Source organism: Mesorhizobium sp. M0047 (genome assembly GCF_040323315.1).
Lineage (GTDB): Bacteria > Pseudomonadota > Alphaproteobacteria > Rhizobiales > Rhizobiaceae > Mesorhizobium.
In genome coordinates this window covers 297,973-316,209 of sequence record NZ_JAMYUW010000001.1, presented here as the reverse complement: position 1 = coordinate 316,209, position 18,237 = coordinate 297,973, and the positions used below count along the sequence as shown (strand labels likewise).

15 protein-coding genes and 1 tRNA gene are annotated in these 18,237 nt (G+C 61.7%); 6 read left to right on the top strand and 10 right to left on the bottom strand.

The window, feature by feature from the left end:
• Positions 1-12: 12 nt before the first annotated feature.
• The 6 genes from NKJ89_RS01570 to NKJ89_RS01545 all read right to left on the bottom strand — a co-directional run bounded on the left by NKJ89_RS01570 (position 13) and on the right by NKJ89_RS01545 (position 6,721).
• Positions 13-1,995, bottom strand: a complete 1,983-nt coding sequence (locus NKJ89_RS01570) for an acetyl/propionyl/methylcrotonyl-CoA carboxylase subunit alpha (RefSeq protein ID WP_352599255.1) — start codon at positions 1,993-1,995, stop codon at positions 13-15.
• Positions 1,996-2,341: 346 nt separating this feature from the next.
• Positions 2,342-2,872: an O-acetyl-ADP-ribose deacetylase gene (locus NKJ89_RS01565; protein ID WP_352599253.1), complete on the bottom strand. Its 531-nt coding sequence runs from the start codon at positions 2,870-2,872 to the stop codon at positions 2,342-2,344.
• 1 nt (position 2,873) lies between these two features.
• Positions 2,874-4,481, bottom strand: coding sequence for a carboxyl transferase domain-containing protein (locus NKJ89_RS01560; RefSeq protein WP_352599251.1), 1,608 nt, complete (start codon positions 4,479-4,481; stop codon positions 2,874-2,876).
• Between the two features lies 1 nt (position 4,482).
• A complete protein-coding gene (locus NKJ89_RS01555; RefSeq protein ID WP_352599249.1) occupies positions 4,483-5,646 on the bottom strand; it encodes an isovaleryl-CoA dehydrogenase in 1,164 nt (387 codons plus the stop codon).
• Positions 5,647-5,712: 66 nt separating this feature from the next.
• A complete protein-coding gene (locus NKJ89_RS01550; protein WP_352599247.1) occupies positions 5,713-6,363 on the bottom strand; it encodes a TetR/AcrR family transcriptional regulator in 651 nt (216 codons plus the stop codon).
• Between the two features lie 73 nt (positions 6,364-6,436).
• The gene (locus NKJ89_RS01545) at positions 6,437-6,721 is read right to left on the bottom strand and encodes an acylphosphatase (RefSeq protein WP_352599351.1); all 285 of its coding nucleotides are present in this window, start codon (positions 6,719-6,721) and stop codon (positions 6,437-6,439) included.
• 159 nt (positions 6,722-6,880) lie between these two features.
• Here NKJ89_RS01545 and NKJ89_RS01540 point away from each other — a divergent pair, with 159 nt between their 5' ends.
• Positions 6,881-7,870, top strand: coding sequence for a bifunctional helix-turn-helix transcriptional regulator/GNAT family N-acetyltransferase (locus NKJ89_RS01540; protein ID WP_352599244.1), 990 nt, complete (start codon positions 6,881-6,883; stop codon positions 7,868-7,870).
• Positions 7,871-7,907: 37 nt separating this feature from the next.
• Here the strand turns inward: NKJ89_RS01540 and NKJ89_RS01535 are convergent, their stop codons facing one another.
• Both NKJ89_RS01535 and NKJ89_RS01530 read right to left on the bottom strand, forming a co-directional pair.
• Positions 7,908-9,020 (bottom strand): pyridoxal phosphate-dependent aminotransferase, encoded by a 1,113-nt coding sequence (locus tag NKJ89_RS01535; protein WP_352599242.1) that lies wholly within the window; start codon positions 9,018-9,020, stop codon positions 7,908-7,910.
• A gap of 143 nt (positions 9,021-9,163) precedes the next feature.
• Positions 9,164-10,345, bottom strand: a complete 1,182-nt coding sequence (locus NKJ89_RS01530; protein WP_352599240.1) for a porin — start codon at positions 10,343-10,345, stop codon at positions 9,164-9,166.
• A 309-nt stretch (positions 10,346-10,654) separates the two neighbouring features.
• On the opposite strand from NKJ89_RS01530, the gene NKJ89_RS01525 reads away from it, so the two are divergent.
• The 4 genes from NKJ89_RS01525 (at position 10,655) to NKJ89_RS01510 (ending at position 13,711) form a co-directional block, all read left to right on the top strand.
• Positions 10,655-10,855 carry a hypothetical protein gene (locus NKJ89_RS01525; RefSeq protein ID WP_352599238.1) on the top strand — a complete coding sequence of 67 codons (201 nt, stop codon included), beginning with the start codon at positions 10,655-10,657 and terminating at the stop codon, positions 10,853-10,855.
• Positions 10,817-10,907: transfer RNA gene (locus tag NKJ89_RS01520), tRNA-Ser, on the top strand. The genes NKJ89_RS01525 and NKJ89_RS01520 overlap by 39 nt, the downstream gene beginning before the upstream one ends.
• 338 nt (positions 10,908-11,245) lie before the next feature.
• A complete protein-coding gene (locus NKJ89_RS01515; protein WP_352599237.1) occupies positions 11,246-12,382 on the top strand; it encodes a porin in 1,137 nt (378 codons plus the stop codon).
• A 240-nt stretch (positions 12,383-12,622) separates the two neighbouring features.
• On the top strand, positions 12,623-13,711 hold the full coding sequence (locus tag NKJ89_RS01510; RefSeq protein WP_352599235.1) for a tyrosine-type recombinase/integrase: 1,089 nt from the start codon (positions 12,623-12,625) through the stop codon (positions 13,709-13,711).
• 61 nt (positions 13,712-13,772) lie between these two features.
• On the opposite strand, the gene NKJ89_RS01505 is transcribed toward NKJ89_RS01510, so the two are convergent.
• Entirely contained in the window at positions 13,773-14,672 is a 900-nt protein-coding gene (locus NKJ89_RS01505) for an alpha/beta fold hydrolase (protein ID WP_352599233.1), read from the bottom strand.
• A 336-nt stretch (positions 14,673-15,008) separates the two neighbouring features.
• Positions 15,009-17,060 (bottom strand): lytic transglycosylase domain-containing protein, encoded by a 2,052-nt coding sequence (locus NKJ89_RS01500; RefSeq protein WP_352599231.1) that lies wholly within the window; start codon positions 17,058-17,060, stop codon positions 15,009-15,011.
• Positions 17,061-17,352: 292 nt separating this feature from the next.
• Between NKJ89_RS01500 and dapA the strand changes: the two genes are divergently transcribed.
• Positions 17,353-18,234, top strand: coding sequence for a 4-hydroxy-tetrahydrodipicolinate synthase (gene dapA / locus NKJ89_RS01495; RefSeq protein ID WP_031261019.1), 882 nt, complete (start codon positions 17,353-17,355; stop codon positions 18,232-18,234).
• Positions 18,235-18,237 lie beyond the last annotated feature (3 nt).

The following is an 18,237-nucleotide window of genomic DNA, read 5'->3' as shown; positions in this document are numbered from 1 at the left end:
GGCTTTCGGCTGTCAGCTCGCTACCGCGGTCGGGGCGTTGTGCTCCTCCACGAACCGCACCAGCACCGTCCCATCGGTGACCTGCGCGCCCTCTGTCGCGATCTCGGCGATCACGCCATCATGTGGCGCGGCGATGGTGTGCTCCATCTTCATCGCCTCGAGGATCAGCAGTGGTTGGCCCTTGATCACTGCATCGCCTTTTGTCACGCGGACCAGCTTGACCAGCCCCGGCATCGGCGCGCGCAAGCTGCCTACGCCTGCGGCTGCCTCGTCGGCGCGAGCCAGCGGGTCCGGCACGGCGAAGGTGTAGCCAACGGCGCCTTCGAACACGGTGATGTGGCCTGGCCAGCGGGCGATGCGCGGTGCAGCGCGAAAATCATGCGAATTTGTGCTGTCATGGGGGGCATTCAGCGCCACCTGGAACCGTCCATCCGGCCGCACCGAAACCTTTGCTACGATATCGTCATCGCCGAATTTCAGCCGTATGCGCCGCGCCACATTGTGGAAATGCGCGTAGCCGGCAAGCGACGACCACGGATCGTCGGATGGCGGCGGCGCTCCGGCGCCTGAAGCTGCGACAGCGGCGGCGGCAATGGTTTCTCCGCCCGGTGGCGGGACGATCGTCAATGTCTCCTGGTGCCTGCCGATCAGGCCAGTGTCGACGTCGCCTGTGCAAAAATCCGGATCGGCGGCCAGAGCGGCGAGAAAGGCGGTATTGACGGTGGAGCCGGCGATCTCGGTTCGAGACAGCGCCGCACCAAGCGCTTCAAGTGCCGCCTGCCGGTCCTTCGTATGGACGACAAGCTTGGCGATCATTGGATCGTAATAGGGCGAGATCGCATCGCCTGCCCGTACGCCGGTCTCGATTCGCACCGTGGCGCCTTCGGGGGTTGCATCCGGGAATTTCAGATGGTGCAACGTGCCAGTCGCCGGCAGGAACCCCTTTGACGCATCCTCGGCATAGATTCGCGCTTCGAAGGCATGACCGGTCAGCGCGATCTCGCTTTGTGTCTTCGGCAGCTTTTCGCCCGATGCGACCCGCAACTGCCACTCGACCAGATCGGTGCTGGTAACCATTTCGGTGACGGGGTGCTCGACCTGCAGGCGGGTGTTCATTTCCATGAACCAGAAGCGGTCGGCTTTCAGCCCCTGCGAGGCATCGACGATGAACTCGATGGTGCCGGCGCCGGAATAATTGATCGCCTTGGCGGCTTTCACCGCCGCGTCCGTCATCGCCTTGCGAAAAGCCGGTGTCATGCCGGGGGCGGGCGCCTCCTCGATCACCTTCTGATGGCGGCGCTGCGCCGAGCAGTCGCGCTCGTAAAGATGCACGACATTGCCAAGACTATCGCCGAACACCTGCACTTCGATGTGGCGCGGCTTGTCGACATATTTTTCGACCAGCACGCGGTCGTCGCCGAAGGCGGCTTTCGCCTCGCGCCGTGCGCTGGACAACGCTTCGGAAAACTCATCGGGATGCTCGACCCTCCGCATACCCTTGCCGCCGCCGCCGGCGCGCGCCTTGATCAGCACGGGATAGCCGATCTCGCGCGCCTTGGAGGCAAGCAGCACGATCTCCTGCGCCTCGCCATGGTAGCCCGGCACGACCGGCACCCCGGCCTTTTCCATTAGCCGCTTGGCGGCATCCTTCAGCCCCATGGCACGGATCGAGCCCGCCGACGGGCCGATGAAGATGAGCCCCGCCGCTACCACCTGGTCGACGAAATCGGGGTTTTCGGATAGGAAGCCGTAGCCGGGATGAATGGCTTCAGCGCCCGTCGCCAGGGCAGCCGCGATGATCTTGTCGCCGCGCAGATAGCTTTCGCCGACAGGCGAGGCGCCGATATGCACGGCCTCGTCGGCCATCTCGACATGCAGGGATTTCGCGTCGGCGTCCGAATGGACGGCAACAGTGCGCACGCCCATCCTCCGTGCCGTACGGATGACACGGCAAGCGATCTCGCCCCGATTGGCGATCAGGATCTTGGTGAACATCGAGCCTCCTGGGACACAGTTTGCTTGAAGCGACGCAGGCGCTCCGTCGCGCCCCCCTCTGTCCTGCCGAGATGTCCGGCAGGACAGAGGGGGGCGCTGTCCCGCCAGCCTATCCGTTCAGACGTTCGCCCAATACCGTAGAGCACTCCCTTGCCAAGGGAGTGCTCTACCTGGCGGTCGGTTGTACCTTTTTGGACGCGGCGATCTCGCAGCCGCCGCCGGTCGTAACCTTGTAATGGCTGCCGGTGGCCAGACAGGATTTCATCGCCAGCTCTTCGGCCGCCTGCTGCGACGCATTCAGGTGCGTGCCGCAGACGATGCTGATGAATCGGTTGCGCCATACAGTTCAACCTTCTCGAAGGGCAGCAACGGCATGCCGGTATAGTTCAGCCGTTTGCTCGTCGAAGCAGCAGAAAATGACGATTTCCGGCCTGCTTGTCTCGTTTAGAAACGCGTTGATATTGCTGACGGCGATCCGCGTCGCCTCGTCTTTCGGGTAGCGGTAGACACCGGTCGAGATCGCCGGGAAGGCCACTGTGCGGCAGTCATTGGCGGCGGCGAGTTCGAGCGACCTGATGTAGCAGGAAGCCAGCAACTCGGCTTCGCCCTTGCCCCCGCCCTGCCAGACGGGGCCGACTGTATGGATGATGTGTCGAGCCGGCAGTTTGTAACCCTTGGTGATCTTCGCGTCGCCGACCTTGCATCCGTTCAGCATCCGGCATTCGAACTCAAGCTCGCGGCCTGCGGCGCGGTGGATGGCGCCATCGACCCCGCCACCGCCGAGAAGCGACGTGTTGGCGGCATTGACGATGGCGTCGACATCCAGTTTCGTGATGTCGCCGATGTGGATGCGGATCCTGTCCAGCGCCTTGCTCATCTCACATCCTGAACACGCCGAAGCGCGTTTCCTCGATCTCGGCGTTGAGCGCGGCTGACAGGCTGAGTGCCAGCACGTCGCGCGTCTTCGCCGGGTCGATGATGCCGTCGTCCCAGAGGCGAGCGGACGAGTAGAGCGGGTGGCCCTCATGCTCGTATTTCATCAGGATCGGCTTCTTGAATTTCGCCTCTTCCTCGGCGGTCCATTCCCCGCCCTTGCGCTCGATGCCCTCGCGCTTGACCATGGCGAGCACGGTTGCCGCCTGTTCGCCGCCCATCACAGAGATGCGCGCATTCGGCCACATCCACAGGAAGCGCGGTGAAAAGGCGCGGCCGCACATGCCGTAATTGCCTGCGCCGAACGAACCGCCGATGATGACAGACACCTTCGGCACCCTGGCGGTGGCGACAGCCATCACCAGCTTGGCGCCGTCCTTGGCGATGCCGCCGGCCTCGTATTTCCTGCCGACCATGAAGCCGGTGATGTTCTGCAGGAAGACAAGCGGGATCTTGCGCTGGCAGCACAGTTCGATGAAATGCGCGCCCTTCAGCGCGCTTTCCGAAAACAGCACGCCATTGTTGGCGATGATGCCGACCGGCATGCCATGCAGGTGGGCAAAGCCGGTGATCAGCGTGGTGCCGTAATTCTGCTTGAACTCATCGAACTCGGAACCGTCGACGATGCGCGCGATCACCTCGCGCACATCATAGGGCTGGCGCAGGTCGGTCGGCACGATGCCATAGAGTTCATCCGCCGGATGAAGCGGCGGAATCGACTTCTGTAAGTTCAGGCTTACAGTCTTGTTCCGATTCAGGTTTTTGACGATGCGCCGGCAGATGGCGAGTGCATGGTCGTCGTCCAACGCATAGTGGTCGGCAACGCCGGACAGCCGCGTGTGCACATCGGCGCCGCCGAGATCCTCGGCGCTGACGTCCTCGCCGGTGGCCGCCTTCACCAGCGGCGGGCCGCCGAGGAAGATGGTCGCCTGGTTGCGCACCATGATCGTCTCGTCCGACATCGCCGGCACATAGGCGCCGCCTGCCGTGCAGGAACCCATGACGCAGGCGATCTGCGGGATACCCGCCGCCGACATGTTGGCCTGGTTATAGAAGATGCGGCCGAAATGTTCGCGGTCGGGAAACACCTCGTCCTGATTGGGCAGATTGGCGCCGCCGCTGTCGACCAGATAGATGCAAGGCAAATTGTTCTGCAGCGCGATCTCCTGGGCGCGCAAATGCTTCTTCACCGTCAGCGGATAATAGGTGCCGCCCTTCACCGTGGCGTCGTTGACGACAACCATCACCTCGGTGCCCTCGACGCGGCCGACGCCCGTGATCATGCCAGCCGAAGAAATCTCCTCGCCATACATCGACCATGCCGCGAACTGGCCGATCTCGAGGAACGGCGAGCCGGTGTCGAGCAATTGCGCGAGGCGCTCGCGCGGCAACAGCTTGCCGCGCGAAACGTGGCGCTCACGCGCTTCCTCCGAGCCGCCGCGCTCGACGATGGCAGCTTTTTCCGCGATGTCGGCGACCAAGGCGCGCATGCGCTCGGCATTGGCGCGGAAGGTCTCGGAGGCCGGAGAGATCTGGGTTTGAAGTGCTGCCATACTATACCCCCTCCGCCATGATTTCCCGCCCGACCAGCCAGCGGCGGATTTCGCTGGTGCCGGCGCCGATCTCGTAGAGCTTGGCGTCGCGCAACAGGCGGCCGGTTGGATAGTCGTTGATATAGCCGTTGCCACCGAGCAGCTGGATGGCGTCCAGTGCCATCAGCGTCGCCTTCTCGGCGGCAAACAGCACGCAGCCGGCGGCGTCCTTGCGCGTCGTCTGGCCGCGATCGCAAGCGGCGGCGACGGCATAGACGTAGGCACGTGCGGCGTTCATCGTCGTATACATGTCGGCAAGTTTACCCTGCACCAGCTGGAACTCGCCGATCGCCTGGCCGAACTGCTTGCGCTCATGCACATAGGGGATGGCCACGTCGAGGCACGCCGCCATCAAGCCGATCGGGCCGCCGGCAAGCACGGTGCGTTCATAGTCGAGGCCAGACATCAGCACCTCGACACCGCGTCCTTCCTCGTGCAGCACGTTGTCGAACGGCACTTCGACATCTGAAAAAACCAGCTCGCCGGTGTTGGAACCCCGCATGCCGAGCTTATCGAGCTTTTGCGCCACGGAAAATCCGGCCATCGTGTTCTCGACGATGAAAGCGGTGATGCCGTGTGATTTCAGCTCCGGATCGGTCTTGGCGTAGACGACCAGCGTCTGGGCGTCCGGCCCGTTGGTGATCCACATCTTGGTGCCGTTGAGCACGTAGCGATCATTGCGCTTTTCGGCGCGCAGCTTGAGCGACACGACATCCGAACCAGCGCCGGATTCAGACATCGCCAGCGCGCCGACGCGTTCGCCCGAACACAGCGGCGGCAAGAACTTTTCCTTCTGCGCCGGTGTCGCCCAGCGGTTGATCTGGTTGACGCAGAGATTGGAATGGGCGCCGTAGGAGAGGCCGACCGATGCCGAGGCGCGCGAGATTTCCTCGACGGCGATCACATGCGCGAGATAGCCCATGCCGCTGCCGCCGAAATCGGGGTCGGCCGTGATGCCGAGCAGGCCAAGCGCGCCGAGTTCGCCCCACAGATGCGCCGGGAATTCATTCGAACGATCGATATCGGCGGCGATCGGTGCGATCCTGTCCTGGGCGAAGCGCCGAACCATATCGCGCAGCGCCTCGATCTCCTCGTCATGCCCGAAGCTGAGCGTGTTCGTGTACATGTTTTTCCTCCCTGCCGCATGACCCCGAAAATCGACTTCGATTTTGGGAAGGGATCATGCGCGAAATTAAAGTGCTACAGCGTCCTTCGCGCGTCCAAAGGGACGCGCGGCGCTGTAGGCGTCGATCGTCGCGCCGACGAGCCGCATGGTCATCGACAGATATGTCGCCGTCACTTCAGCGATCGACAGCCGTTCGCCCGGCCGAAACCAGACGATGACGCCGGTCATCATCTGGATCAGCGCCATGGCCGTCAGCCCGGTGTCGTCGATGCTGAAGGCGCCCGCCTCGGCGCCGTCGCGCAGAATTGTGCGTAGCTCCTTTTCATAGGCTGTCCGCATGCGCAGGATCTGCGTCAGCCGTTCGGGCGACAGGCTGCGCAATTCCATGTTCGACACATGCGTGGCGTGCCGACGCTCGATATGAAAGGCGATGTGGTTTTCGACAAAGGCTGACAGCCGCTGCGCGGGATCCGCACCGATAGAGCGGGCTGCTTCCCACGCGCCTGTAAGACCTTCCATGTGTTCGCGCATCAGCGTGAACAGAAGCTCTTCCTTGGTTGGAAAATAGCGGTAGAGCGCGGCAGCCTGGACGCCGACTTCGGCGGCAAGCTGGCGCATCGACATCGCCTCGTAGCCGAAACGCGCAATCAGATTGACGGCCGCCTCGCGGATGGCTGCTTCGGTCTTTTCACCATCGGATCCAGTCGTGCGTGCCATTGTCGGCCTCGTTTACGAGGCAATAATAAAACGAACGTTCAATTAATTCAAGGCCGCTGAATCAAATCCGCCATCATGCAACAATCCTGAACTCGACAAATGTGTTCCCGGGTGCCAACTCCTCGACGTCGACCCTGGAAACCAAAGCTCCGGACGGCCCTTTCCACAGTCGTTCGATCATTGTCGAGACCGCCTCGTCGAGACCAGCAATCCGGGTCGTTACGGAACCGTCAGCTTCGTTGCGAATCCAGCCAGCAAGACCGAGGCTTATGGCCTCGTCCCGGGCCCAGATTCTGAATCCGACGCCTTGAACATTGCCGTAGACGCGCGCCCGCACTTCCCTGCCAGGACCAACCATGACGATCTCCAAGCCTATCTCCTTGGAATCTGGCGCACTGCGCCGGGAAGGCAACCTGAGCATAGCGCATGACAGTTGTGCTCCCTTGCCTTCGAAATTTAATTGACTCAGTCCACTAATTTTTGAAAAATGCGGCTGTCCGTTGGGAGTTGGACGCAAATGTTGGACGAACGAAAGGCTCTGGTGGCCGATATCAGGCGCTTCAATCGCTTCTACACGCGCACCGTCGGTCTTCTCGACGAGACGCTGACACAAAGCGCATTCACGTTGACGGAGGCGCGCGTACTTTTCGAACTCGGCCACCTTAATCGTCCGGCGGTTTCTGAAGCCGCTGGGGAGCGGGGCTTTCTTGCCAAGGCTTTCCATCTGGAGATGGGCCCAACGGCTTCCGATATTGCCAGGCAACTGCGGGTCGATGCAGCGTATCTGACACGAATTCTGCGCAAATTCGCCAGTGGGGGACTGACCGAGACGCGGACCGATCCGGCCGACAAACGCCGGCGGATTCTGTCGCTCACGGCAAGAGGCGAGGCGGCCCTTTCGGAGCTCCAGGCTGCGGCGGATCGCGATACGGCACGGCTCATCGAGAATTTGCCTGACCGCAGGTTGCAGGAACTGGGTGGCGCCTTGCGCAAGGCCAGGGAATTGCTGGGCGATGCCTGTGAGAGCAGCGAGGTGACGCTGCGGCCGCACCGCATCGGCGACGTCGGCTGGGTCGTGCAGCGGCAGGCCCGGCTCTATGCCGAGGAATATGGCTGGAACATCGAATTCGAGGCCATGCTTGCCGAGATTGGCGCCGATTTCATCCGCAATTTCGTGCCCGGCCGCGATTTCTGCTGGATCGCCGAGCGTGGCGAGGAGCCAGTTGGTGCGGTGTTCCTTGTTCATCAGGACGACGAGGTGGCAAAGCTGCGGCTGCTGCATGTCGAGGCGCCTGCGCGCGGCCTGGGTATCGGCAAACGCCTGGTCGCGGAATGCGTGAACCAGGCCCGCGCCTGCGGCTATAGCAAGCTGGTGCTGTGGACCAACGACGTCCTCGTGGCGGCGCGTGCGATTTACGAGCGCGCCGGCTTCAGGCTGGTCTCGCAGCAGCCTCACCACAGTTTCGGCAAGGATCTGACCGGCCAGACCTGGGAACTGGATTTGTAAGCGCGCCCTGTGATTGCGCTTTGCCTACTGGCGAATCCTAGTTCCCTCGCGCTGCGGTGAGTGCGCCCGGCAGTTCCTCGGCAAAGATGTCCAACTCGTGATCGAGGCCGACGCTGACCCGGATGCAGCGGTCGAGCCGTGGCACCATCGGCTTGCGGATGAAAACGTCGCGCGACAGCAGGCCTTGCAGCACTTTCAGCGCAAAGGCGCCATCGCCGCCGCAGTCGATGGTGACGAAATTGGTTGCCGATTCCAGTGGCTTCAACCCGTTCTGCTCGGCGATGCCGGCTATGCGTCGGCGGCCGGCAGCCACCCGCGCCACCACGCTCCTCAGATAGTCCTGATCGGCAAGCGCCTCGACGCCGGCGATCTGCGCCATGCGGCTGACGCCGTAATGGTTGCGGATCTTCTCGAAGTCACGGATCACCTGGGCCTCGGCCACCGCATAGCCGCAGCGTATGCCGGCGAGCCCATAAGCCTTCGAGAAGGTGCGCATGCGGATGACGTTCGGCCGGGAGATATCGATCGGCGGCAACGCCGAGGCCGGCCCGAGTTCGCCATAGGCCTCATCGAGCACCAGCATGGTGGTTTCCGGCAGCGCCTCGATGAAGCGGATAATCTCGCCCGCCTCCCACCAGCTGCCCATCGGATTGTCCGGGTTGGACAGGTAGACCAGCGGCGCCTTATCCCTGCGCACCGCCGCAAGCAGGCCCTCCAGGCTTTCCCTGTCGCTCTCGTAGGCGACCGTGACCAGCCGCCCGCCGACACCGGCAATATGGAAGTTGAAGGTCGGATAGGCGCCGAGCGAGGTGACCACGGCATCGCCCGGCGCCACATACATGCGTGCCACCAGGCTGAGCAGGCCGTCTATGCCTTCGCCGACAACGACGTTTTCGGCCTTCACGTCGTGATGCGCGGCAACCGCTACCTTCAGGTCGTGATTGTCAGGGTCGCAATACATCCACATGTCGCCGGCGATCTTGGCCATGCGGGCGATGACGCGCGGCGAAGGCCCAAAACTGCTCTCATTGGCACCGATGCGGGCGCGAAAAGCGCGGCCGCGCTCGCGCTCTTGCGCTTCGGGTCCGACAAAGGGCACCGTCGAGGGAAGTGCGTCGACGAGAGGCGTGAGGGGAGGGCGCTGGCGCATGGCGAAGGCTCACTTGAAAAGGAAAAGACCTTCTTGCTAGCCTGCCCGCATGGTCGGTGCAAGTTGCCGACCGAGCTATGCTTCAACGCAAAAAAACCCGGCGGTTGCCCGCCGGGTTTTCAATTTCGCCGAAGCGAAATTTATTAGAACGAGCGCTGGAAGCGGAGGAGACCGCCGACGCTGCTCTTCTTGGTGGCGCCAGTCCAGTTGGAGAAGTCGGCGTCGTCGAACTTGCCTGCATTGAGGTAGTCGACTTCGGCCGTGACGGTGAAGCCAGGAACAACATCATAGGCGATGTTCGCTGCGACGCCGAGGTTCTTCCATTCGTCATACGAGATCTGAGCGTTGAACGAGGTCTTCTCGTTGAACTTGTAGGTGCCACCGCCCCACACTGCCCAGTTGCCGCCCCACTGCTTGAAGAAGCCGCGACCGCCAGCCGGAACGGCCCAGGTCGGATCCGAGAGATTGTCATCGGAACCATAACCGCCCATGACCCACAGCTGTATGGCGTCGCTGGCATTCACGTCCAAGCGCACCTTGCCGGCGACTTCTTCGTAGTTGCTGTCATAAGCCACGACACCGGTGATGGCGCCCCAGCCCTGCGTGTACTTCACGCCGCCGACGACATGCGGAACGTAGCTGTCGATCGTGCCAACCTCGCCTTCGCCTTCTTCGAGAGAGACCACGGCCGAGAAGCCGTTGCCTGCATCGAAGTAGTACTGGACGACGTTGGTGTCGAAATCGCCGTAGGGAACGAGCGTATCCTGGATGACGTTGCCGGCGTAGCCGATGAACGTATCGAAAGCCGACTCGTCCTTACCGACGCGCAGGCCACCAAGCTGGATCCAGGCGAAGTTCAACGAAACGCCCTTCATGCCGGCACTGTTGACAGAGCCGCCATTATCCACGCCCTCACCCAGAGGGGTGCTGCCCAGATCGGATTGGTGATTGCCGAAGTTCCAGCGGGTCTCGGTGTAGGTCTTCAAGGTGCCGAGCTCGGTTTCCTGACCGGTCCAGGTCTTCAGCGTGAAGCGGGCGTTCTTGTACCAGGTGTCGTTGCTTTTACCACCATCCTCGTGATCGGCGCTTGTCGCTCCGTCGAACGAGCCTACGTCGCCACCGCCGATGTCGTAACGGACATAGCCGCCGATGCGCAGGCAGGTCTCGGTGCCGGGGATGTAGAAGTAGCCAGCGCCGTAGACGTCGCAAATCTTGACGTATTCAGCGGGTTCCGGCTCGGCGACGACGACGGCGTCGGCGGCGCGCGCACCGGAAACTGCGATCAGGGCCGCAGCGGAGCCGAGGAGAAGGCTCTTAATGTTCATTTTCTGACCTCCAGTCAAAAGTTAAAAAACGGGTCTGGGTATTCTTTGCTGAAGGACAGCGTTCCCTGCCCCATCCCCACTACCGAAAAAGATGCGCACCGCGCCGCTTCCTCGAAACCGACATTACCCATGAGGCGGCGGCGTTCAACCACGATCGTACCGGCGAAAGGGCTGTTCGGCTGCTATCCCCTGGCGTTGTTGCACAAATGACACGATTTGGCCTCACTCAGAAAGCTCTCGTTAACCATCAGGGCCGTCGCAACCCTTGTTTGCCGCCGAATCCGGCGATCGGCTGACGGAATCATGGCCATGTCCCGAGTCGCTAGCCAGAAAACTGCCGCAGAACCGCCGCATCCTTGGAAAGCCGCGCAACGGCGCGTTGCTATTTTTTCAGATAATGGCTTCTTTTTCCGAGATATTGGCTGGGGCTTGTTGATTGTGCCCGCGCTTTTCTTTATCCAGCGGCGCAACGGAGAGGTGGCCGAGTGGTCGAAGGCGCTCCCCTGCTAAGGGAGTAGAGGTCAAAAGCTTCTCGTGGGTTCGAATCCCATCCTCTCCGCCACCCTACGCCCTGCGGGCTTCGGGTGGCAGGCCACCCGGAACCGCAAATCGGGCGTGAACGACCTTCGGCGTCGGTTCGAATCACATCAATCGGGCTATGTGACTTCGACAAAAGCCTGTCTGCCGGTAACCTTGAAGACCTACATCGCGGTTAAAACCGAGGCCAACGCACGGCAGCTCGAGCGGTATTTCAAGACTGGTTCAGGCAGGGCCTTTGCGGGGAAGCGTTTTTGGCCGCCTTGAAGCCTTCGAGGCTATCTATTTGAAATAGCAAAGGAAACGGTGCAGCGAGCTGCTTTTCGTCGACCTCTTTGTTCGATTCTGACTGGAGGTCAGAAAATGAACATTAAGAGCCTTCTCCTCGGCTCCGCTGCGGCCCTGATCGCAGTTTCCGGTGCGCGCGCCGCCGACGCCGTCGTCGTCGCCGAGCCGGAGCCCGCTGAATACGTCAAGATTTGCGACGTCTACGGCGCTGGCTACTTCTACATCCCCGGCACCGAAACCTGCCTGCGCATCGGCGGCTTTATCCGCTATGACATCAGCGCCGGCGAGCAAGGCAGCTTCGATGGTGCTCGTGCCACCGACGTTGAGGACGGCACCGAAAACGACACCTGGCACAAGAATGCCCGCTTCACGCTGAAGACCTGGACCGGCCAGGAAACCGAGCTCGGCACCTTGAAGACCTTCACCGAGACCCGCTGGAACTTCGGCAATGGCGACGGTCCTGTTGCCAGCAATGCCACTCCTTCTCTGAACTTCGCCTGGATCCAGCTCGGTGGTCTCCGCGTCGGTAAGGACGAATCGGCGTTCAATACGTTCATCGGCTATGCCGGCAACGTCATCCAGGATACGCTCGTTCCCTACGGCGATTTCGACTCCAACGTCGTCCAGTACTACTTCGATGCAGGCAACGGCTTCTCGGCCGTGGTCTCCCTTGAAGAAGGCTCGGGCGCTGGCACGCCTGGTGCCTACGGCAGGGGCTCGATCGACAGCTACGTTCCGCATGTCGTCGGCGGCGTGAAGTACACGCAGGGCTGGGGCGCCATCACCGGTGTCGTGGCTTATGACAGCAACTACGAAGAAGTCGCCGGCAAGGTGCGCTTGGACGTGAATGCCAGCGACGCCATACAGCTGTGGGTCATGGGCGGCTATGGTTCCGATGACAATCTCTCGGATCCGACCTGGGCCATTCCGGCTGGCGGTCGCGGCTTCTTCAAGCAGTGGGGCGGCAACTGGGCGATCTGGGGCGGTGGCACCTACAAGTTCAACGAGAAGACCTCGTTCAACACCCAGATTTCGTATGACGAGGACCAGAACCTCGGCGTGGCGGCGAACATCGCCTACGACGTCGTTCCAGGTCTCACGGTTACGGCCGAAGTCGACTACGTCAATGAAGGCGACTCCAACTGGACTGGCATTCCGGCCGGTGAGGATAGCGCCATTGGCGGCATCCTCCGCTTCCAGCGCTCGTTCTAAGGGCTGGTTCCTTACAGGTGAAATCCAGCCCGGGCGCTTCAACGCCCGGGCTGTTTTTGTTTCGTGACTGGACTTGGTCAGGAAGAAGGAAAAGGGGGAATCGGTAGCTGAAAAGGTCTGAAGGTGATTTCGTGGGATCCCCCTCGGGTGGATGAAATCGACCGTCCGACTTAAAACTCTTGAAAGGACGTCTCCGAGCGGCTAGGTCTGGACCTAATCCACTGGGGGGCGTGGCTCACAATGACAAATGAAGCTATTCAAGAGGGTATTCCCTCTGATCATTTTGCGGTATTCTCTTCTCAAAATTCGAAGTTTAAATACACGTACAACAAGATAAGAGAAGTAAAATCGCATAGGATTGGAGATCTTTTTTCAGCATATCGGGATATATTGTGGGATGATGGGCGGCATAAGTACAATGTCAGCTCGTTCATCGGCGAAATAGATGAAATTCTCCTTGGGGAGCGTTTCAGCGCCTTTGACCAGAGTACCCTGGACAACCTTATCGGCACCTTGCGCCAGCGCGGCAACAGCAACGCAACCATCAATCGAAAGATGGCTGCTCTCAGCAAACTGCTGCGCAAGGCTCATAAAATGGGAGATATCCACAGCCTGCCCGAGTTCCGCCGCCAGAAGGAGCGGGCGGGGCGGATTCGTTTCCTCGAGAGAGACGAAGAGGCCAGGCTGTTCGCCGCCATCAAGAGCCGCAGCGAGGACGCTTATAGGCTTTCAGTCTTCCTGGTCGATAGCGGATGCCGTCTCGGTGAGGCGCTCGGGCTGATCTGGAATGACATTCAGGAGCATCGCGTCAGTTTCTGGATCACCAAATCCGGTCGCAGCCGCACCATTCCGATGACCGAGCGGGTCAAGGAGGTCATCAAGCTGCCACCCGCCGAAGGCCGCCGGCCCAAGGGACCGTTCACCAAGCTCAGCCAGGCACAGTTCCGTGCCATCTGGAACGATGCAAAGGCCGAAGTCGGCCTCGGCGCCGACGACCAGGTGGTGCCGCACATATTGCGCCACACCTGCGCCTCGCGTCTTGTCCAGGGCGGCATCGACATCAGGCGCGTGCAAATGTGGCTAGGCCACCAGACGCTGTCGATGACCATGCGCTACGCGCATCTGGCCACCAACGATCTCGACGGCTGTGTCATCGTGCTGGAAACGCCTCGATCGGCCCAGCCGGCCGGCAACTGCGCGCAAGGCTCCGTGTTTTCATCGCCTGTGACGGTGCCTTCGTCGCCGACCGCAGCGCGGAAACCAAGGGGCGAAGCCGCTGCGGCAAAGGAATTGCCGAAAGCGCCCAGGAAAAGTGCAAAAGCCAAATAGCGACTGGAAGAGCAAGTCTATACTATAGTAGCTTTGGCGGGACGCTGTTTCTTCTTGAATTTTATTCAGGGCTATTCTGCTGTTCGGCCCGGTCGAGAAAAGCTGCAATGTCGTCAGGCAGGCGGCTGGTCTCGAGGAATGGTGCATGGCCCTGACCTGCGACGGTTATCGCTTCCATCTTGGAATGGCGCTCTCTCATCCGTTGTAGAGTGTCTGTGGACAGCAACTTCGAATTGGCGCCGCGTATGGTGAGCAGAGGGATCGCGGCCAACGCCTCGAATTGCGGCCATAGATCAGGCAGCGGCTGCGTCAGATCCAGACCGGCAACCGTGTCGACCAGCTTCGGGTCGAAATCCGGCACCAGGCCACCATCCGTTTCGCGGTAGAGAGCCCATACCATCCGATCCCAATCCGCGCCGGCAAGGGCAGGGAAGTCCTTGCCATGCACGCCGCGCTGGGCGGCAGTCGCCTGTGCGCGGGTTTTCGGTGTCCGGTCGCGCTCGAGATAAGACTGGATGTGGGCAAGCCCGGCCGCTTCGATCACCGGTCCGATGTCGTTGAAAACAATGGCTTTCAGCGTAACCGGCCGCATCATCCCAAGCACATGGATGATCAACCCGCCGCGCGACGTGCCGATGAAGGCCCCCTCGTTGACGCCGAGCGCTGCCAGCCCGGCAAGGACGTCGCCAGCCTCGACGCCGACATTGTAGTTTTTGACGTCCGGGTCGTAGGCGGATTTCCCGCGCCCGCGATAGTCGAAAGCGATGACTTTGCGCGGTTGCTTCGCGCTGCCTGAAAGGTAGAGCGCGAGCTCATGGAAGTCGCGCGCATTGCGGGTGAGGCCGGGTAGGCAAACGACCGGCCAACCGGTGGCATTTGCCTCGCCATAAATCCGGGCGTGAAGCTTGAGCCCATCCGTTGAGGCATAGAAAAAATCGGAAAAGCCTTCGCGGTTTGGCATGCGGATTCCCCCGTCGTGTAGATCGTCTGCGACTGCTACAGGCGGCGGCACGGACGGTCAAATTGAAGGAAGTAGCGCGGGAAATTGTGAAATTTGGCGGGACAGCACCCCCCTCTGGCCTGCCGGCCATCTCCCCCGCAAGGAGGGAGATTGGCAGCGTCGGCGCTCAGCCCATCCTGTTGTGTTGGAGATTGGCAAAGGCCGGCGTGACATTCGATCTCCCCACTTGCGGGGGAGATGCCCGGCAGGGCAGAGGGGGGTGTGAAGGGACTCGATTCAAAGATGTCGAGCGCTGGGCAAATACCGCAACAAGATGGCGGCCACATCTATCATGCCTCAATTCCGCCCGTTCACCAGGTCTCCAACAATGTCGTATTTGCCCGAAATACGCATCTTGTAGACCTCGTAATTCTCCATCACGCGCTGCACGTAACTTCTTGTTTCTGTGTAGGGAATCCGCTCGATCCAGTCGACGACCGCATCGATATCCTTGCCGCGCGGGTCGCCGTATCGGGCCACCCACTGGCTGGCCCGGTTTGGGCCGGCATTGTAGCCGGCGAAAGTCAGTACGTAGGAGCCGTTGAAGCGTTCGAGCTGCTCGCCGAGGAACGCGGCGCCCAGCGTCGCATTGTAACCGGCGTCGGTGGTCAGCCGCATCTGCGAAAACTGCAATCTGGCCTTCTTCGCCAATTGCTTGGCGGTTCCCGGCATCAGCTGCAGCAGCCCGCGCGCGCCTGCGCTCGACACGGCGCCGATATTGAACTCGCTTTCCTGGCGCGCAATCGCATAGGCCAGCGCCTTGCCCGAGCCGGAAATATCGGCCGAATCGGGAATGACGCCGAGCGGATGCGACAGCGCGCCGACATCGATGCCACGCGCGCCGGCAATCTTGCCGATTTTCAGCGCCATGAAATGGTTGCCCTGCTTTTCCGCAAGGACAGCCAGCAGCGCCAGTTCGCCCGGACTGGTCAACTGCCCGGCAAGGTCGCGATAGAGCGTCTCGGCGTAGCGGTCGTAGCCTGCTTCTTGCAGCCGCTTGATGGCGCTGACCGCCTCGCGGCCGGCAAAAGTCTGCCGGTCGGCGGCACTTGGCGAGGGATAGACGATGTTCAGCGCCTGCCGGCCGACACGTTCGGCGGCAAGCTGGCCGTAAAATGTCGTTCCATAGGCAGCGGCGCGTGCAAAATAGTCCTTGGCGTTGCCTGGGCCACCGACTTCCGCCGCACGGCCGAGCCAGTAATAGGCACGCGACAGCGTCATTGGCCCCTGCGCTAGGTCGGCGATGAGCTCGAAATGCGTTGCCGCGAGCTTGGGGTCGTTCAGGCCACGCAGCGCGTACCAGCCGGCATGGAATTCGGCGTCCGCCGCATTGGTGGCACTTTCGGCGGCGTGGCTTGCGACGGTCCGGTAGGCCGTCTTCATGTCGCCCTGGTCGACCAGTTCGCGCGACAACACGCGGCGCTCGACCCACCAGGCATCAGGATCGACCAGTGCATCGCGATCGGTCGGTGCCTGCGTAACAATGGCTGCGGCGCCGGCAAAATCCTGTTGCTTGCGCCGATATTCGGCTTGCGCGAACAAATAGCCGGCCGAACGTTGTGCCGCCGGCACCGCCTTCAGCAGTTTGGCAGCGCTCTTGTCCCCTTTACCGACCGCTGCCCAGGCGTCCGCAAGCTGGCGCGCGCCGGCGAGATCGGCGATACGCAGTGCGGAATTTGCGCGGTCGGCATAGAACATGCGCTCCATGCGAAAACGGTGATCGGCAGCCGGGATCAAGCTGCCGAACTCCTTGATCAGCGCCGTCTCATCCTTGGCCTCCAGGATCGCGGTGCGCCAGAACGGCGACAGCACCGAACGCGCCGCCTTGACGTTGCCCGATGCCACATAGGCGCGGACAAGCGCCATCACGCCTTCGAATGTCTGCGGCTGGCTGCCGTCGAATGCCGCAATGATGATGTCTGGGGCAGGGTTCTCGCGATAAAGTGCGCGCTCGCTGTTCTTGCGCAGCGCGACGGTGCCCGGCCAGTTGGGCAGCATCTTCGCCGCGGCGGCTATGTCGCCGCTCGGAACCTTGTCGCCGCCATAAAGCGCGATCGCCCAGGCAAGGATGTGCTGGTCGAGCGAATGGGCGGGAAGGGCATCGCGCACCGCACGGGCGCTGGTACTGTCGCCAGCCGCTAGCGCATCCAGCCCGCTCTTCAAAAGGGCGACGCCGGGCGAGGTATCTTCTTGCGCTTTGTCCCGCAGACCGGGCATCGGAATGGCCGAGCTTGGCAACGGAATGGCCGAAGTGAGCTGTACATCGACGCTACCGCCGATCGCCATGCCCGGCATCAGCGAGAGCGTGGCGCCAAGCAGCGCGAAGAGGTGAGGCCTACTGGCCAGCATGATCTTTACGTCTTTCCCTGTCCTGGCATTCTACCAGCAGGCCGAGAAGGCTCGAAGCCTAAACTTAGGTCGTGAAGAGCTCGTAAACAAAGAGTTAGCGAGGCCGTTCGAATTGCGCTGCTGGCACCATCGCAATGCTTGCCGCGCAACAATGTCGAGACTATGGTGCGCCGCTTCGCTTTCGGCTAGAAGGCGCGCACGACAAAACACCGATGCATGTCGCCCAAGAACTGGATACCGGTTTTGGGACGATGGCCTGCATAAACAATGAAGTCCCAAGGAGTTGGACGATATGCTGAGAGGCTCGCTTACTGCGCTCGTGACACCGTTCGAAAAGAGCGGGCGTTTCGACGAGAAAGCCTTTCGCGCGTTCGTCGAATGGCAACTCGCGGAGGGCACGGCGGGACTGGTTCCCGTGGGCACGACCGGCGAGTCGCCGACGCTGTCGCATGACGAGCATCGCCAGGTCGTCAAGGTGTGCATCGAGGTGGCCAAGGGACGCGTTCCGGTCGTCGCCGGCGCCGGCTCCAACAACACCGAGGAAGCCGTTGGCCTGGTACAATATGCCGAAAAGGCCGGCGCCGATGCCGCCCTGGTCGTCACGCCCTATTACAACAAGCCGACACAACGCGGCCTGTACGAGCACTTCGCGGCTGTCGCCAGGGCGACCAAGCTGCCGATCATCATCTACAACATCCCGCCGCGCTCGGTGATCGACATGATGCCGGAGACGATGGGCCGGCTCGCGCACGACTTCAAGAACATCGTCGGCGTCAAGGATGCAACCGGCAAGGTCGAACGGGTCTCCGAGCAGCGCGCGACATGTGGCAAGGATTTCATCCAGCTTTCGGGCGAGGACGCTTCGGCGCTTGGTTTCAATGCGCATGGCGGCGTCGGCTGCATCTCGGTGACCTCGAACGTCGCGCCGCGGCTGTGTGCCGAATTCCAGGAGGCGACCCTGTCCGGCGACAGCGCGAAGGCACTGGAACTACAGGACCGTTTGCTGCCGCTGCACAAGGCGATCTTCGTCGAGCCTGGCGTTTCCGGCGCCAAATATGCGCTGTCGCAGCTGGGCAAGGTCGAGAATGTGCTGCGCTCGCCGCTGGTCACGATCGAACAGTCGACCGCCGAGAAGATCGATGCGGCCATGAAGCACGCCGGCTTGATTAATTAGCGA

Coding starts and splice junctions, on each gene's coding strand:
- NKJ89_RS01565 (WP_352599253.1), bottom strand. CDS start 2,872: ATGAGCAAGGCGCTGGACAGGATCCGCATCCACATCGGCGACATCACG.
- NKJ89_RS01560 (WP_352599251.1), bottom strand. CDS start 4,481: ATGGCAGCACTTCAAACCCAGATCTCTCCGGCCTCCGAGACCTTCCGC.
- NKJ89_RS01555 (WP_352599249.1), bottom strand. CDS start 5,646: ATGTACACGAACACGCTCAGCTTCGGGCATGACGAGGAGATCGAGGCG.
- NKJ89_RS01550 (WP_352599247.1), bottom strand. CDS start 6,363: ATGGCACGCACGACTGGATCCGATGGTGAAAAGACCGAAGCAGCCATC.
- NKJ89_RS01525 (WP_352599238.1), top strand. CDS start 10,655: ATGTCCCGAGTCGCTAGCCAGAAAACTGCCGCAGAACCGCCGCATCCT.
- NKJ89_RS01545 (WP_352599351.1), bottom strand. CDS start 6,721: ATGGTTGGTCCTGGCAGGGAAGTGCGGGCGCGCGTCTACGGCAATGTT.
- NKJ89_RS01505 (WP_352599233.1), bottom strand. CDS start 14,672: ATGCCAAACCGCGAAGGCTTTTCCGATTTTTTCTATGCCTCAACGGAT.
- NKJ89_RS01535 (WP_352599242.1), bottom strand. CDS start 9,020: ATGCGCCAGCGCCCTCCCCTCACGCCTCTCGTCGACGCACTTCCCTCG.
- NKJ89_RS01570 (WP_352599255.1), bottom strand. CDS start 1,995: ATGTTCACCAAGATCCTGATCGCCAATCGGGGCGAGATCGCTTGCCGT.
- NKJ89_RS01530 (WP_352599240.1), bottom strand. CDS start 10,345: ATGAACATTAAGAGCCTTCTCCTCGGCTCCGCTGCGGCCCTGATCGCA.
- NKJ89_RS01540 (WP_352599244.1), top strand. CDS start 6,881: ATGTTGGACGAACGAAAGGCTCTGGTGGCCGATATCAGGCGCTTCAAT.
- NKJ89_RS01510 (WP_352599235.1), top strand. CDS start 12,623: ATGACAAATGAAGCTATTCAAGAGGGTATTCCCTCTGATCATTTTGCG.
- dapA (WP_031261019.1), top strand. CDS start 17,353: ATGCTGAGAGGCTCGCTTACTGCGCTCGTGACACCGTTCGAAAAGAGC.
- NKJ89_RS01515 (WP_352599237.1), top strand. CDS start 11,246: ATGAACATTAAGAGCCTTCTCCTCGGCTCCGCTGCGGCCCTGATCGCA.
- NKJ89_RS01500 (WP_352599231.1), bottom strand. CDS start 17,060: ATGCTGGCCAGTAGGCCTCACCTCTTCGCGCTGCTTGGCGCCACGCTC.